This window comes from Streptomyces sp. NPDC055955 (assembly GCF_042270245.1).
In the GTDB taxonomy this organism is placed as follows: Bacteria; Actinomycetota; Actinomycetes; order Streptomycetales; family Streptomycetaceae; genus Streptomyces.
In genome coordinates, this window is sequence record NZ_JBHJYS010000001.1 from 43,913 (window position 1) to 59,686 (window position 15,774).

Genomic DNA, 15,774 nt, shown 5'->3' on the forward strand with positions numbered 1-15,774 from the left:
CAGACAGAAGGTATCGCCCCATGGTCACCGAATCGGAACTGGTCGAGACAATCACCGGCAGGGCGGCGGAAGCCGGCGTCCAGGTACGGCTGCACGCGGCCGATCTGGACAGCCCACGACAGGTGGGCATCGACGCCGACGAGCCGGTGGTCACCGCGTCCGTGTTCAAGGTTCCCGTAGCGGTGGAACTTGCCCGGCAGGCGGCCGACGGTGAACTCGACCTCGCCGAGCGGATCACGGTGCCGCCGGGACATCCGACCGCCAGTCCGTACGGCCTCGCGACGTTCCGCCACGACGTCACGATGTCCTGGTACGACCTCGCCGTCCTGATGATCGGCATCAGCGACAACGTCGCCACGGACCTGATCCTCGAGAAGGTGGGAAAGGCCGCGGTGGCCGACACGCTGCGTCGACTCGACCTCCCGCAGACGGCCGTCCCCCATGACTGCGGGGACCTGTTGCGCACGATCGGGGAAGACCTCGGGATCGACTACCAGGACGACGAACGGATCCTGGCCGCGATGCCGGCCGAACAACTGGCCAAACTGCGCGCGTTGACACCCGAAGAGACCTGCCGGACCACCGCCGCGGAGAGCACTCGCCTGCTGGGCCTGATCTGGCGTGACGAAGCGGCACCCGCGACGGCGTGCGCCGACGTCCGGCGCTGGCTGGAACTGCAGGTGTGGCCGCACCGGCTGCGCTCCGGCTTCGCGGACGACGACGTCAGGATCAGCGGCAAGACCGGCACGCTGCCCTCGCTGCGCAACGAGATCGGCGTGGTGGAGTACCCGGACGGTGGCCGGTACGCGGTCGGCGTCTTCACCAGGGCCGTCGACGCCCGTTCGAGAGTTCCCGAGCGTGACGCCTTCATCGGTTTCGCCGCCGCCCGGGCGGTGGACTGGCTCAGGCGGTAACCCATAGCGGCGGCCGGGCGTTTCGTCGGTCGCGATGAAGGTTTCGGCAATTCTCGTCGTTTCTCACGAATCGGCCATGAGCGCACAGGTCATACCCTCCCGGAATCACCCGTTCTCCCTCGCCGAGACAAGAGGTGCACATGTCCGAACTCAATGAACTCCGTGGCTGGTTGGAAAGTCGTCTTCCCGAGTTGCTGGCCGAACACAAGGTGCCGGCCGCGTCGATCGCCGTATACGCGCACGGAGAGATGATCGACCGTGCGGCCGGGGTGCTGAACAAGCACACCGGCGTCGAGGCCACCGCGGACTCCGTCTTCCAGATCGGGTCGATCACCAAGGTCTGGACGACCACGCTGGCGATGCAGCTCGTCGACGAGGGCGCGCTCGACATCGACGCCCCGGTCCGGGCGTACCTGCCCGCATTCGCCGTCGGTGACGAGACGGCCTCCGCGAAGATCACCGTACGCCAACTGATGTGCCACACCTCGGGGTTCGAGGGCGACATCTTCCTCGACACCGGTCGCGGGGACGACGCGGTGCACAGGCTCGTCACCCTCCTCGCCGACGTGCCCCAGCTGTTCGCACCGGGCGAGATGTTCTCGTACAACAACGCCGCCTTCTGCGTACTCGGTCGCATCGTCGAGGTGCTGCGCGACAAGTCGTACGACGACTGCCTGCGTGACCACCTGTGCACGCCGCTGGGGCTGACCCACGTCGCCCCCAGCCCGTACGAGGCCGTCAGGTTCCGCGCCGCGTCAGGGCACCTCACGCCCGCCCCCGACGCCGAGCCGCAGCCCGCGCAGGTCTGGGCGCTGCCCCGGTCGAACGCGCCCGCCGGATCGATGCTGGCGATGCGGCCGCGGGACCTTCTGACGTTCGCCCGGATGCATCTCGACGGGGGCAGGGGGCCCGACGGGACGGCGGTGCTCACTCCGGAGAGCGCGCTCGCCATGCGGCGCCGCGAGGTGGAACTGCCGGATCTCGGTCTGATGGGCGACGCCTGGGGACTGGGCTGGTCGCTCTTCGACTGGCCCGGCGGCACGGTGGTCGGCCACGACGGAGGCACGCTCGGCCAGTCGGCCTTCCTGCGGGTGGCTCCCGAACACGACATCGCGGTGGCGTTGCTGACCAACGGCGGCAACCCGCTCCCGCTGTACGTCGAACTCGTCGGACGCGTGTTGCGCGAGCTGGCCGGAACAGAGATGCCGGCGCTCCCGGTGCCGGACGCCGACGCCCCCCGTGTCGAGACAGGGAGGTTCGTGGGCACGTACGCGTCGTCCGTCGGCGACACCGTCGTCAGCGAGGACGCCGACGGCAGGCTGTGGGCCGAGCGGACCCCGAAGGGAGTGTTCGCCGAACTCGACGGCGGTCCGCCGGAAAGGATCGAACTGGTCGCGTACGACGGCGACAGGCTGATCCCCGTGAAGCCGCAGCGCGGTATGCACATGGTGCACGCGTTCGTCGGGGACGACGGGACCGGGCGGGCGCGGTTCCTGCACACCGGCCGGGCCGATCGGCGGGTGAGCCGGTGAACGCCGTCGCCGACGAGATCGCCGCGGTCTTCGCCGAGGCGGGAGCGCAAGGATTCCTGCACGCCCGTGAGATCGGGGTGACCGACGGCCCCGAGGTCGCCGTCGGCGCGGACGCCCCGGTGGTCCTGGCGTCGGTCTTCAAGATCCCGGTCGCGGTCGCCTACGTCCGCGAGGTGGCCGCCGGACGGCTGGACGAGACCGAACGGACCCGGGTCACCGCGCGCTACCGCGTCGGCGGGATCGGCACGGCCGGGTGCGTCGACGACGTGGAGATGAGCTGGCGCGACCTGGCGCTGTTCATGCTGACCATGAGCGACAACGCGGCCACCGACGTCGTGTTCCACCGGGTCGGACAGGACGCCGTGGACCGCGTGCTCACCGACCTCGGGCTGTCCCGAACGCGCATCCGCGGCTGCTGCGAGGACCTCTTCGCGTCGTTGCTGTCCGACCTCGGTGCCGGCGAAGGCGACGACGCGGAGGACGTGCTCGCCGCGGCCACCCCGGAACAGGTGTGGAAGCTGGCGGTGCTGGACCCGGCCAGGACGACGTCGTCCACCCCGCGGGAGATCACCCGGCTGCTCGACGCGATCTGGACCGACCGCGCGGCCGATCCCGGGGCCTGCGAGAAGGTCCGCGCGATCATGGGACGGCAGATCTGGCCACACAGGATCTCGTCCGGCCTCGACACCGGGGTCCAGGTGGCGGCCAAGACGGGCACGCTTCCCGCGATCCGCAACGAAGCAGGTGTGCTGACCTACCCGGACGGCAGGCAGTACGCCGTCGCGGTGTTCACCCGCGCGGACTCCCTGGAGGACCGCCGGCCCGCTGTCGACACCTCGATCGGCAGGGCCGCCCGGCTCGCCGTGGACCGTCTCCGCCACGGAGTGACGTCGTGAGGCGCCGGGTCGTGCTGCTCGGCACGCTGGCGCTGACGGTCAGCGCGTGCGGAGGAGTCTCGCAGTCCACACAGGGGCGGACCGCACACCACAAGCTGGCGGAAGGCAGGACCTTCACGCAGGCGATCGCGTCCGACCCCGGAAGCCTCGACCCGCAGATGACGGTCCTCTCGGTCGCCATCCAGACCGATCGCTACCTCTACGACTCGCTGCTCAACGTCGACGCCGCCGGAAAGCCCGTGACGGGACTGGCGGACAAGTGGCGCGCCACGACGACGAAAGCCACCTTCGGCCTGCGGCGCGGCATCACCTGCGCCGACGGCTCGCCGCTGACCGCCGCGGACGTCGCGGCGAACATCAACTTCGTGGGCGACCCGGCGAACAAGTCGCCGTTCGCGGGGGTGACCATCGCGCCTGGAACGAAGGCGACCGCCGACAACGCGAACCGCACCGTGACGCTCACCAGCGGAGCGCCGGACGCGTTCCTGCTGCGCAACGCGGGCCGGCTGCCGATGGTGTGCGCCGCGGGCCTGCGGGACCGTTCGCTGCTGGCCAAGGGCGGCGCGGGCACCGGCATGTTCACCGTCACCGAGGCCGTACCCAACGACCACTACACGCTCACCCGGCGCAAGGACTACACGTGGGGGCCGGGCGCGTGGAAGACCAACCAGCCGGGGCTGCCCGACAAGGTGGTCGTGCGGGTGGTCCCGAACGCCACCACCTCGGCGAACCTGCTGCTCTCCGGCGGCCTCAACGCCGCGGCCACGGTCGGGCCGGACAAGAAGCGGCTCTCCGCGCAGAAGCTGTTCCACGCCGACTACCTCGCTCCGATGGGAGAGTTGTTCTTCAACGAGGCTCCCGGCCGCGCCGGCCGGGACGAACGCGTCCGCCGCGCCCTGGTCCAGGCACTCGACCTGACGCAGCTCGGCAAGGTGCTCACCAGCGGCACCGGCACACCGGCCACGGGGATGGTCACGACCGAACCCAGGGCCTGTACGGGCGACACCGTGAAAGGCAACCTGCCCGCGCACGACCTCGCCGCGGCCAGAACTGCGCTCGACGCGGCGGGCTGGCGCACGGGCCCGGGTGGCGTGCGCGTCAAGGACGGCGAGCGGCTCGCCCTCACCATGACCTACGCGACGCAACTCGGACCGACCATGGCGCCGACCGCGGAGCTGGCGCAGCAGACCTGGAAGAGCATCGGAGTCGACGTCAAGCTGAAGGGCGTCGACAGCTCCGGGCTCAACCAGGCGCTGTTCACCACCGGAGCGTGGGATGTCTCGATGGCGCCGTTCGGCTTCGAACTGCCGAGCCAGGCAGTGCGGTTCGTGTCGGGCAAGGCGCCGCCGCAGGGCACCAACTTCGCGCACATCCGGAACGCCGGGTACGACGCTCAGGTGCGCCGGGCGGCGGGGCTGGTCGGCGACGACAGCTGCCGCGCGTGGTTCGCGGCCGAGACGTCGCTGATCAAGCACGTCGACGTCGTCCCCTACGTCCACTCGGTCGTCCCGTTCTTCGGCACCGGAGCGCGGTTCGAGGTCAGCGCTGGTTCCATCACGCCGTCTTCGATACGGATGTACGGCTGATGGCCACCGCTGCGGTGCCGGCCGCCTCGCGTTCCGGAATCCGGGGCGGCCCATGGCTGCAGTTCGCCCGGCGCAGACTACGGCGGTTCCTCGTCGCGCTGTGGGTGCTGCTGACCACGGCATTCCTGATGATCCACCTCGTCCCGGGTGACCCGGTCCGGGCGGCGCTGGGAATGACCGCACCCACCGAGCTGGTCGAGGCCCGGCGCCAGGCACTCGGCCTGAACGACCCGTTGTGGGTGCAGTACGGCCACTACCTCGGCAACCTGTTCACCGGCGACTTCGGTACGTCGATGACGAGCAACCTGCCGGTGGCGCAGGTGATCGGCGACCGTCTGCCCGCGACGCTCGCGCTGGCCGTGCCCGCGTTCGTGGTGGTGGTCGCCCTGGCGATTCCGCTCGGCGTGCTGTTCGCGGTACTGACCAGAGGCGGCAGACGGCGGGGCGTCGAGCTGGGATTCACCTCGGTGAGCGTGTTCCTGGCCGCCGTCCCGGAGTTCCTGGTCGCGGTGGGCCTCGTCGCCTTCTTCGCCGTGCGCCTTGGCTGGTTCCCGGTGGCCGGGAACGGCGGCGCGAGCGCGTTCGTGCTGCCGGTGACGGCACTGGCGACCGGTGCGACGGCGGTCCTGGCGCGGATCGTACGGGTGGAGATGCTGTCCGTGCTCGGCGACGACTTCGTCCGCACCGCCCGGGCGAAACGGCTGCCCGCCCGGCTCGTGTACGTCCGGCACGCGTTGCCGAGCGCGCTGACCGCCACGCTGACGCTGGGCGGGCTGATGCTCACCGCGATGGTCGCCGGGACGGTGCTGGTGGAGAACGTCTTCGCCTGGCCCGGGCTCGGTTCGACGATCGTGCAGTCGATTCTGGCGAAGGACTATCCGACGGTGCAGGGCATCGTGCTCGTCTACGGCATCGGGGTGCTGCTGGTGAACCTGGCGGTCGACGTGCTGCTGGCGCTGCTCGACCCGCGCTCGACCATCCGGGAGAGCTGATGACGTCGACATCGCAGTGGAGAAGGCGCGGCTCGGCCTGGTCGGCGGCCGCGCGCACCCCGATGGGGGCGTGCTCACTGGCGCTGTTGGTCGCGTTGGCCGCACTCGCCATCCTGGGACCGATGCTGTGGGGCGAGCAGGCGGCCGCGGTCGACACGAACGCGATCGGCCAAGGCCCCTCCGGGGCACACCTGTTGGGTACCGACTCGCTCGGCCGCGACATCTTCCACCGCACGCTCGTGGCCACCCGGTTCTCGGTCGAACTCGCGGTGATCGCCACGGCGGTCGGCGTCACGGTCGGTCTCCTGCTGGGTACCTTGCCGTCGGTGCTGCCGCGCCGGGCCGGCAGGCTGATCACCTCCGCCGTGGACATCGCGGTGGCGTTCCCGGGACTGCTTCTTGCGTTGTTCTTCGCGGTCGTCTTCGGCGTGGGCACCCGAGGCGCGGTCCTTGCGATCGCGTTCGCGACGGCGCCGGGCTTCGCCAGGCTGGCGCAGACCCTCGCCGCGTCGGTGGCAGGGCGGGACTACGTATCGGCGGCGCGCATCGCGGGCGTCGGCCGGCTCCGGTTGCTCATCCGGCACGTCCTGCCCAACATCGGCGAACCGCTGATGGTGAACGCCACCATCAGCGCGGGCGGCGCACTGCTCGCGTTCGCCTCGCTCTCCTTCCTCGGCATCGGCGTCCAGGCACCCCGCTACGACTGGGGGCGGCTCCTGGGCGAGGGACTGGACGGGATCTACGTGAACCCGGCGGCCGCGCTCGCTCCCGGCGCGGCGGTGGTGCTCGCCGGTCTCGCGTTCAACCTGGTGGGCGAGACCGTCGCCGCGGTGGTCGGCGTACGCACCCCGACCGTGCGGATCCCCGCCCGGCCGGTGCCGCCCGCCCGTCCCGCTGCGGCCGAGGAACCCATGGCGAAGCCGTTGCTGTCGGTGGAGAACCTGCACGTGGCGTTCCCGCGTGCGGACGGGTGGACGGTCCCGGTGCGCGGCGTGAGTTTCACCGTGCGCGACGGTGAGGCGATCGGTGTGGTCGGGGAATCCGGATCGGGCAAGAGCCTGACCGGACTGGCGGTTTCGCGGCTGATCGAGACGCCGGGTGTCGTGACCGCGGACCGGCTTGAGTTCGCGGGGACTCCGCTCCTGACGACCCCGGAGCGGGAGTTGCGCGAGTTGCTCGGCACGTCGCTGGCGATGGTCTTCCAGGATCCGACGAGCTCGTTCAACCCGGCCCGGCGGATCGGCCGCCAACTGGCGGAGGCGTCGGAGCAGCACCACGGCCTCAACCGGCGCGAAGCCTTCGCCAGAGCCGTGGACCGGTTGCGCGCGGTGCGCATTCCCGCCGCGGAACGACGTGCCCGACAGTACCCGCACGAGTTCTCCGGCGGGATGCGGCAGCGCGCGATGATCGGCATGGGCCTGATGGGCGAGCCGAAGCTGATCATCGCCGACGAACCGACGACGGCGCTGGATGTCACCGTGCAACGCCAGGTACTGCGCCTTCTCTCGCGGACCAGAGAGCGCGAGAACGCCGCGATCCTCCTGATCAGCCACGACATCGCGGTCGTCGCACAGACCTGCGACCGGATGCTCGTCATGTACGCGGGGCGCGTCGTCGAGGACCTCCCCACCGCCGACCTCATGTCTGTACCGAGACATCCCTACACCCGGGCGTTGCTGGCCGCGACGCTGGAACTGGACACCGACCGCGACGAGCCGCTGGCCGTGATCCCCGGCCGGCCGCCCGAGCCGGACCACATGCCCGAGGGGTGCGCGTTCGCCGCCCGCTGCCCGGCGGCGACGGACCGGTGCCGGAGCCAGGACCCGGTACTGGAGCGGGTCGACCAGGCACACCGGGTCGCCTGCTGGCATCCGAACGGCGCCGTCGCGCCGGAGTCCGGCCGGGAAGCCGCCTACGGAGGTGCCGAATGAGCGCGCTGGTGTTCGACGACGTGAGCGTGCGGTACGGCGCCCGGCGCAGCGGCCTGACCGCCGTGGACCAGGTCAGCCTGACCGTGCCCAAGGGACAGGTGGTCGGGCTGGTCGGGGAGTCGGGATCGGGCAAGTCGACCCTGGCACGGGCCGCGGTGGGCCTTGCACCGGTGAGCGCGGGCCGCGTCCTGCTCGACGGCATGGACGTGAAGAGCCTGCCGCGAAGACGGCCGCTGCAGATGGTGTTCCAGGACCCGTACTCCTCGCTGGATCCGCGGATGAGCATCGGTGAGTCGATCACCGAGGCCCTGCCGCGCGGCGCCCGCGCCGGGGCCGCGGGCCGGCGGGCCGAGGTGGCGAGACTGCTCGAACTGGTCAACCTCGACCCGGACCGGGCGGGGATGCTGCCCAAGCACCTGTCAGGCGGGCAGCGGCAACGTGTCGCGCTCGCCCGCGCGTTGGCCGGGCGGCCGCAGGTACTGATCGCCGACGAGATCACGTCCGCGCTCGACGTGTCGGTGCAGGGCGCCGTGCTCAACCTGGTCCGCACACTGCAGCGACGACTGGACCTGTCGATGCTGTTCATCTCGCACAACCTGGCCGTGGTGCGCTACCTCAGCGACGTGATCGCCGTCATGTACCTCGGCCGCATCGTGGAGATGGGCCCCGCCCAGCAAGTCCTCGACGACCCGCAACACCCCTACACGCGCGACCTGCTCGCCGCGGCCCCGTCCGCCCGCACCGGTCTGTTCGACGACCCCGGTGACGGCGACGGCATCGGAGACACGGACCCGCCGGACCCGCACCACCCGCCCACCGGTTGCCGCTACCACCCCCGCTGCCCGATCGGCCCGCTCACGCACACCGAGCGCACCGTCTGCCTCAGCTCCGACCCGGCCGACGCCGCGGCGACCCGCCGGCACCGAGCGGCCTGCCACTTCTCCCCGAGCGTCAGCGAACAGCCCGCAATCCCACGAGGAGGCCTCCTGCGATGACCCGACGCCTTGGCATTGAAGACCTGTACGAGTTGACAGTCCCCGAGCAGCCGAGTGTTTCGCCGGACGGAAGCCGCATCGTGTACGTGCTGCGCGCCGCCGACCGCGACGGCGACCGGGACGTGCGAGCACTCTGGCAGGTCGCCGCCGCGGGCGGCGAGGCGCGGCAGCTCACCCGGGGCACGACCGACGCAGCACCGACATGGTCGCCCGACGGCACGCGTATCGCGTTCCTGCGTGCCCGGGACTCGGCCCCGCAACTGTGGTTCCTGCCCACCGCCGGGGGCGAGGCCGAGCAGGTGACAGAACTCCCGCTGGGCGCCGGCGCACCGGTCTGGAGCCCGGACGGCAGCAAGATCGCCTTCGCGGCGCCGGTCGACCTCGCCGCGGCGGACGGCGAGGACGCAACCGCACGCGCACGCCGGGCGCATGCCCCGGTCGTGGCGGACCGGCTGGACTTCAAGGCCGACGGCACAGGTCTGGTACGGACCCTGCGCAGGCACGTGCACGTCCTCGACGTAGGCACACGGGAGATCCGGCAGGTCACATCGGGGGACTGGAACGCGGGCGATCCCGCCTGGTCCCCCGAGGGCACCCGGCTGGCGTTCCCCGGCGCCCGCGAGCCCGACGCCGACCTCACGCTGCGGTCCGCCGCCTACGTCCTCGACCTGAGCGAGCGTGCCGCCGAACCGCAGGCGACGGGCTCCGGCGACGGCACGGCAGCCACGGTCACCTGGACCCCTGACGGTCGGTCGCTGCTGGTCGTCGGACGAGGGGACACCGAGATCGGGAACACCGAACTACTGCTGGTGCCGCTGGACGGCGGCGACACCATCGACCTGACGGCTGCCCTCGACCGGAACGTGATGCCGGGCGGCCCCGGCTATCCCGGCGCGGCGCCACGCCCGACAGCGGACGGCCGCGTGCTGTTCTGCGTGCGGGAGCGCGGCTGCACCCACCTCTACTCGGTCGACCTCGACGGCGGCGCGCCGCGACCGGTCGTCGGGGGCGCGGGGAACACCGTCGGCGACCTGGCCGTCGCGGGCGACACCGTGGCGATCCTCCTCGCCACGCCGTCCTCGTTCGGCGAGATCGCGACGGTCGGCCTCGCCGACGGGACGGTCGAGGCGCGCACCCACCACGGCGAGAGCGTCGCCGACGTCGAGCTGTTCGCCCGTGAGGAGCGGGAGTTCACGATATCCGACGGCACCGTGGTCCATGGCTGGCTGATGCGCAACCCGGCCCGCACCGGCCCCTCCCCTCTGCTGCTGGACATCCACGGCGGCCCGCACAACGCCTGGAACGGCACGGCCGACGCCACCCACCTCTACCACCAGGTGCTGGTCGCGCGCGGCTGGGCGGTGCTGCTGCTCAACCCACGCGGCAGCGACGGCTACGGCGAGAAGTTCCTCACCGCGGCGCTCGGCGCATGGGGGCAGGCGGACGCGCCGGACTTCCTCGAACCACTGGACCACCTCGTCGCCGAGGGCGTCGCCGACGCCGACCGCCTTGCCGTGTCCGGTTACAGCTACGGCGGCTTCATGACCTGCTACCTGACGAGCCGCGACAACCGGTTCGCGGCTGCGGTCGCGGGCGGGGTGGTCAGCGATCTGACCAGCATGGCCGGCACCTCGGACGCAGGCCACCACATGAGCGTGCGCGAACTGGGCGGCACTCCGTGGGCGGAGAAACAGGCGTGCACGAAGCAGTCGCCGCTCACCCACGTCGACCAGGTCCAGGTACCGACGCTCATCGTGCAAGGTGCCGACGACGTGCGCTGTCCGGTGGGGCAGGCGGAACAGTGGTTCACCGCGCTGCGCGAGCGGGGCGTTCCGGCCCGGCTGGTGCTGTACCCCGGCAGCTCGCACCTGTTCATCCTCGACGGCAGGCCGTCGCACCGGGCCGACTTCAACCGACGCGTCGTCGACTGGGTGGAGCGGCACGCAAGGCCCAAGGGGAGCGCGGCGCGGGTGCCGATCGACGCCGCGCACTGGCAGCGGCGGCTGAGCGAACTGGCGCGCGCACATCGCGTACCCGGAGCAGCGCTCGGCATCCTGCGTGTCGGACCCGACGGCGCCGACGATCTGGTGCAGGCGAGCCACGGCGTCCTGAGCAAGAACACCGGCGTCGACGTCACCGACGACTCGCTGTTCCAGATCGGCTCGATCACCAAGGTGTGGACGACGACCGTCGTGATGCAACTGGTCGACGAGGGGCTGCTCGACCTCGACGCGCCGATAGCGGACGTCCTGCCCGAGCTGCGACTGGCCGATCCGGGGGTGGCGAGGCAGGTGACCATGCGCCATCTGCTGACCCACACCAGCGGCATCGACGGCGACGTGTTCACCGACACCGGCCGTGGCGACGACTGCCTGGAGCGCTACGTCGACCAGCTCGCGGGCGTCGGTCAGAACCACCCGCTCGCGGCGACCTTCTCCTACTGCAACTCGGGATTCGTCCTGGCCGGCCGGGTCATCGAGAAGCTGACCGGCAAGACCTGGGACCTCGCGATGCGCGAGCGTCTGTTCACCCCGCTCGGCCTGAGCCACACGATCACGCTGCCGGAGGAAGCGCTGCTGTTCCGCGCGGCGGTCGGCCATGTCTCGCCCGGCGGCGGCGAGCCGACGTCCGCGCCGGTCTGGGGGCTGCCGCGCTCGGTCGGTCCCGCCGGTCTGGTCGGCGCGGCGACCGCGGACGTCCTGGCGTTCGCCCGGCTGCACCTGACCGGCGGGCTGGCACCCAACGGCGAGCGCCTGCTCGCGCGGGCGTCGGTGGACGCGATGGCCGACAGGCAGACGAACCTGCCCGATCCGCACAGCATCGGCGACTCCTGGGGCCTGGGCTGGATACGTTTCGACTGGGACGGGCACCAGGTCATCGGCCACGACGGCGGCACGATCGGCCAGGCGGCGTTCCTGAGGCTGCTCCCCGAGCAAGGACTCGCGGTGGTGCTGCTCACCAACGGCGGCAGTCCACGCGACCTGTACGAGGAGCTGTACCGGGAGATCTTCTCGGAGCTGGCCGGGGTGGCCATGTCGCGTCCACTCGAGCCGGCCGCCGAACCTCCCGCCGTGGACGCGCGGCGGCACGCCGGTGTGTACGAGCGGGCCGGGCTGCGCGCCGAGGTTCTGCTGACCGGGGAAGGGCTGCGCCTGCGCCAGACCCTCACCGGTCCCCTGGCCGAACTCGCGCCGGATCCGACGCAAGAGTACGACTTGGTACCGGTCTCCGACAGCCTGTTCGTCTTCCTCGCGCCGGAATCACGGACCTGGACTCCGGTCACGTTCTACACGCTGCCCACCGGCGAGCCGTACGTGCACTACGGGGTGCGGGCGGCCCCGAAGGTGGCCTGACCGTTCACGGCCGGCGTCTGCGGCTGCGATGGGGAAGGGCCCGCTCGACCAGCCGTCCTGTCGACTGGTCGGGCGGGCCCGCGCGGACGCCCTGGGAGGAACTTCATCACCACCTGCTCCCCGAACCGGCTCCGGGCGCCCGCGATGTGTGGGTGCCCGTCGCCTACGTGCAGACGCCGGTGACTGCGAAACTGAAGCGCACCTGCAAGGCTGTCCTCGACTTCTACGGTGCCCCCACCTGGCGCATGGACGTGCCCGACCTGATGCGCCAGACCGCGGCCTCGCTCGCCGAGCACGGCCGGACAGTCAGCGTTTCCGCCCGGGGCACAAGGGCTCGTAGCACGTATCTGTCAGGCCCAGAACATGAGCAACGCGGCTCCGTTGCGACAGGTAGTCGACCAAAACGTCCCTGCCGATGGAGCCGCGTTGTCCACTTGAGTGGGGTCGTGCTTCTCAGGGATTGGGGTTCCGGTAGATGCTTGCGGCCATGGCGCCCAACTGCTTGTTGGCTTTGAGTGCCAGGTCGATGGCACCGTTCACGGTGTTACCCGGTGCGAGGATGTCATTGACGTAGATGGCGAAGGCGTAGCGGCGGCCGTTCTCCGCATCGACATATCCGGCGAGTGCCTTGGTGGTCAGGGCCAACTTCCCGTTGACGGCACCGATCAGGGTGCCGGTCTTGGCTCGGATGTGGCCTGCGGCCGGGTCGGTGGGCTTGATGACGCCGGCCAGCGAGCCGTCTACGCCCATGGTCGGCATGGAGTCGTGCAAGACGCCGAAGTAGTTCTTCCCGGAGAGATTCCGCAGTAGTTGTGTCTGGGCGGCCGGTGTGGCCCTGTCACGGGTGAGGCCCTGGGCGTCCACGAGATCGAAGGAATCACGGTCGATGCCGGCACGCGTAAGAAATTCTCGTTCGGTCTTCATGCCGTCGGCGTAGGTGTGCTTGCCGTTGTGGACGGCCATCAGGGGCGGCAGAAGGTTGGCGCCGAGGTTGTGACTGACCTTGTTGATCAGTTTTGCGTATTCCTTGAAGGGGGGTGACGTGTAGCTTGCGGAGACGGGCAGCCTTTTGACCTTCTGCACCGGCGGGAGTTTGCTGCTGGGATTGTCCCCCAGGGTTGGAGAGGCGACGGAGACGCCATGCTTGGCGAGTGCTTCGATGAGTACCGTGCGGGCGAACGCGGCCGGGTCGGGCACTTGGTACGTCGCGATGAAGGGCGCGGTGGCGTCCGCCGGCACGGAACCCCTTATCCGGATGCGTCCGGCAGCGGGAGAGTCGGTCTTCACGGCCGGCTTCGTCCCGGCGGGAGTCGTGGTGACGCGCGAGTCGACGGTGAACGCGGCGGTCTTGGGGCGCCAGTCGACGGTTGCCTGCCGGCCGGGTGCCGCAGGGGTGATCAGCAGGTCAATGAGGTTGTCGTTGACGACTGTTGGCGTGACGGGTGTGCCTCCGATCGTCACAGGGGCCCAGAGGCGGTCGTCGATGACCACGTCTCCGTCGATGTGCCGGATGCCGCTCGCCGCGACCTGTCGGGCGAGGTCGTTGATGCCGGCGAGGGGGTCTTCACGCGTGAGGGTGGCCATACCAGGCACGGCATTTGCATCGGTGTGGTCGAAATCCGGGATGTCGACCTTTCCGAGCGCGTCGGTCCGCCCGCCGAGTGTCAGATCGCCGCTTCCGACCATGATGAGGTTTCCGGAGAGGCGGCCGTCGTGCGATACCGAACCGGAGCGAACAAGGGGGGTGCGGAACCGATGGCTGCTCCCGAGCGTGTCGAGCGCGGCGCCGACGGCGAAGGTCTTGGCGGTCGAGCCTGTCACGAACTTGGACGTGGCGTTCTTGGACTGCACGACCTTTCCGGATTTCAGGTCGGTGACCTGAAGACCCCACTGTCCCGAGGACCATGGGGCACCTCGCATGAGTTTCTGCAGCTCTGCGCTCACTCCTGCAGCGCTCGATGATCCTGGAGCCGAAGGATGCTTGTCGGTTGTGTCGGTGTGGCACGCGGAAGCGGTGAGCGCAGCGACCGTCGAGGCGGCGACGACGGCCACGGTGCGGGGCCGTCGGCGTCGCGCCTTCGGCTTGACGGTGTGTGCGCCGTTCATGAGAGTGCGCTCCTGCAAGGCGACGCCTTGGCGGTCCGACGGGGTATGACGGCGCACGAAGCCAGTGATCCTGGAGAACATTTGGGGTTGATCCTCATCTTGTTGCGCGGCGGTGACGCGAGTGGTCATGCCGGAGTTACGAACGCAGGGCCCGGGCAGCGACCGTGCGTGATGTGCGGGCAGCCTGGAGGGCCAGGGCGAGGCAGGTGGTCAGGAGGGTCACAGCGGCGAGCGCGCCGAGCGTTTCCCACGGGAGACCGTTCAGAACGCGGGCGATACTGATCCTGGCTCCCGCGGCGATGGTGGCACTCGTGACGGCGATGGAGATCGCGCCGAAGAGGATTGCCGTCCCGGCGTAGATGGCTCCCTCATAGATCGTCGACCGGGTGACCACGCCCGGTCGTGCGCCGGCGACCGTCACGACGGCGGAGTCACGGGTGCGCTCCCGCCCGACCAGGGCGATCACGGCGAGGCCGCCGACCCAGGACACGACGAAGACCCAGCCCAGAACGACCATGACGTCACCCAGCCCGGCGGTGCTTCCGGGCATGACGTTCCCCATCACCATGAAGAGCCCGACCAACGACAGGGAGAGCGCGAAGGGCAGCACCGTAGTGACGCTTCGAGCTGCCCGTGCACGGCACGATTGCACGGCAAGGTGCCAGGTGACGCTGCGCGACGGTACGAGTGTGGTCCAGAGCTTCATCAGAGGCGTGAGAACCCACGGCCCCATCAGCAGCGCCAGGCAGATGAGGAACAGGTCGCCGGCGAAAGCGAAGGCCGTCCGCTGTTCGACGCCGCCTTCGAGTTCCAGTCCCAGCCCGGGAATCCACATGCCGACCACTCCGGCGAGGAGACACAGGGCGAGAACGCTGCGTGCGGCACCCGGCCGGGCCGGCGGATCCGAGAGGTCCCGGAAGGCGCGCATCTCCGGTGTCTTGGCGGCGCGGCGTGTGACTCCCCAGCCGCCGAGCAGACACGGAACCACCCCGAACAGCACAGCTACGCCCACGTGCCAGAGCTCGAAGCCGACCGTCGCTCCGTGCAGATCGAGTCCCGTGGCCGTCCACTGACCGAGGGCGACACCCGCGACCAGAGGAGCCAGCGGCACCGCCAGCGCACCGGCAATCGTGCCGAGCACCATCAGTTCGGTGCGCAGGATGCGCCTGACTCGATTGCGGGGGATCCCGAGGATCACCCACAGGGCGTGTTCGCGTCGCTGGGTCTTCAACGTCAGACCGACCGCGGACGCGACGATGCCCACGGCGGCGAACAAGGTGAAGAAGACGATGTTTCCGCCCAGTGCGATCGACGCCGAGGACATGCGTGTATCGCCTGCTGCGCGCGCCGCCGAGACAGCGGTGAACATGGCAATGACCGAGCCGGCTGAGCATGCCGCGCCGACCGCAGCACACACGAGCGTCCACAGCCACATGGATGCCTGCATGCGGATGTCCGACAAGACGAGT

At 70.3% G+C, this 15,774-nt stretch carries 10 protein-coding genes; 8 read left to right on the forward strand and 2 right to left on the reverse strand.

What is annotated here, in order from left to right:
* Nucleotides 1-20 precede the first annotated feature (20 nt).
* The 8 genes from ACFC96_RS00185 to ACFC96_RS00220 all read left to right on the forward strand — a co-directional run bounded on the left by ACFC96_RS00185 (nucleotide 21) and on the right by ACFC96_RS00220 (nucleotide 12,199).
* Entirely contained in the window at nucleotides 21-914 is an 894-nt protein-coding gene (locus ACFC96_RS00185) for a serine hydrolase (protein ID WP_376609273.1), read from the forward strand.
* Nucleotides 915-1,054: 140 nt separating this feature from the next.
* Nucleotides 1,055-2,446, forward strand: coding sequence for a serine hydrolase domain-containing protein (locus ACFC96_RS00190; protein WP_376609275.1), 1,392 nt, complete (start codon nucleotides 1,055-1,057; stop codon nucleotides 2,444-2,446).
* Nucleotides 2,443-3,342, forward strand: coding sequence for a serine hydrolase (locus ACFC96_RS00195; RefSeq protein ID WP_376609277.1), 900 nt, complete (start codon nucleotides 2,443-2,445; stop codon nucleotides 3,340-3,342). Before ACFC96_RS00190 ends, ACFC96_RS00195 begins: the two co-directional genes overlap by 4 nt.
* The gene (locus ACFC96_RS00200; RefSeq protein WP_376609279.1) at nucleotides 3,339-4,928 is read left to right on the forward strand and encodes an ABC transporter substrate-binding protein; all 1,590 of its coding nucleotides are present in this window, start codon (nucleotides 3,339-3,341) and stop codon (nucleotides 4,926-4,928) included. Before ACFC96_RS00195 ends, ACFC96_RS00200 begins: the two co-directional genes overlap by 4 nt.
* Nucleotides 4,928-5,920 (forward strand): ABC transporter permease, encoded by a 993-nt coding sequence (locus ACFC96_RS00205; protein ID WP_376609281.1) that lies wholly within the window; start codon nucleotides 4,928-4,930, stop codon nucleotides 5,918-5,920. Before ACFC96_RS00200 ends, ACFC96_RS00205 begins: the two co-directional genes overlap by 1 nt.
* A complete protein-coding gene (locus ACFC96_RS00210) occupies nucleotides 5,920-7,851 on the forward strand; it encodes a dipeptide/oligopeptide/nickel ABC transporter permease/ATP-binding protein (RefSeq protein WP_376609283.1) in 1,932 nt (643 codons plus the stop codon). Before ACFC96_RS00205 ends, ACFC96_RS00210 begins: the two co-directional genes overlap by 1 nt.
* Nucleotides 7,848-8,846, forward strand: coding sequence for an ABC transporter ATP-binding protein (locus tag ACFC96_RS00215; protein ID WP_376609285.1), 999 nt, complete (start codon nucleotides 7,848-7,850; stop codon nucleotides 8,844-8,846). Before ACFC96_RS00210 ends, ACFC96_RS00215 begins: the two co-directional genes overlap by 4 nt.
* The gene (locus ACFC96_RS00220) at nucleotides 8,843-12,199 is read left to right on the forward strand and encodes a serine hydrolase (RefSeq protein WP_376609287.1); all 3,357 of its coding nucleotides are present in this window, start codon (nucleotides 8,843-8,845) and stop codon (nucleotides 12,197-12,199) included. The genes ACFC96_RS00215 and ACFC96_RS00220 overlap by 4 nt, the downstream gene beginning before the upstream one ends.
* A 453-nt stretch (nucleotides 12,200-12,652) precedes the next feature.
* Here ACFC96_RS00220 and dacB read toward each other — a convergent pair whose 3' ends face one another.
* Both dacB and ACFC96_RS00230 read right to left on the reverse strand, forming a co-directional pair.
* Nucleotides 12,653-14,434, reverse strand: a complete 1,782-nt coding sequence (gene dacB, locus ACFC96_RS00225) for a D-alanyl-D-alanine carboxypeptidase/D-alanyl-D-alanine-endopeptidase (RefSeq protein ID WP_376609289.1) — start codon at nucleotides 14,432-14,434, stop codon at nucleotides 12,653-12,655.
* 7 nt (nucleotides 14,435-14,441) lie between these two features.
* Nucleotides 14,442-15,767 carry an FtsX-like permease family protein gene (locus tag ACFC96_RS00230; RefSeq protein WP_376609291.1) on the reverse strand — a complete coding sequence of 442 codons (1,326 nt, stop codon included), beginning with the start codon at nucleotides 15,765-15,767 and terminating at the stop codon, nucleotides 14,442-14,444.
* Nucleotides 15,768-15,774: the final 7 nt, after the last annotated feature.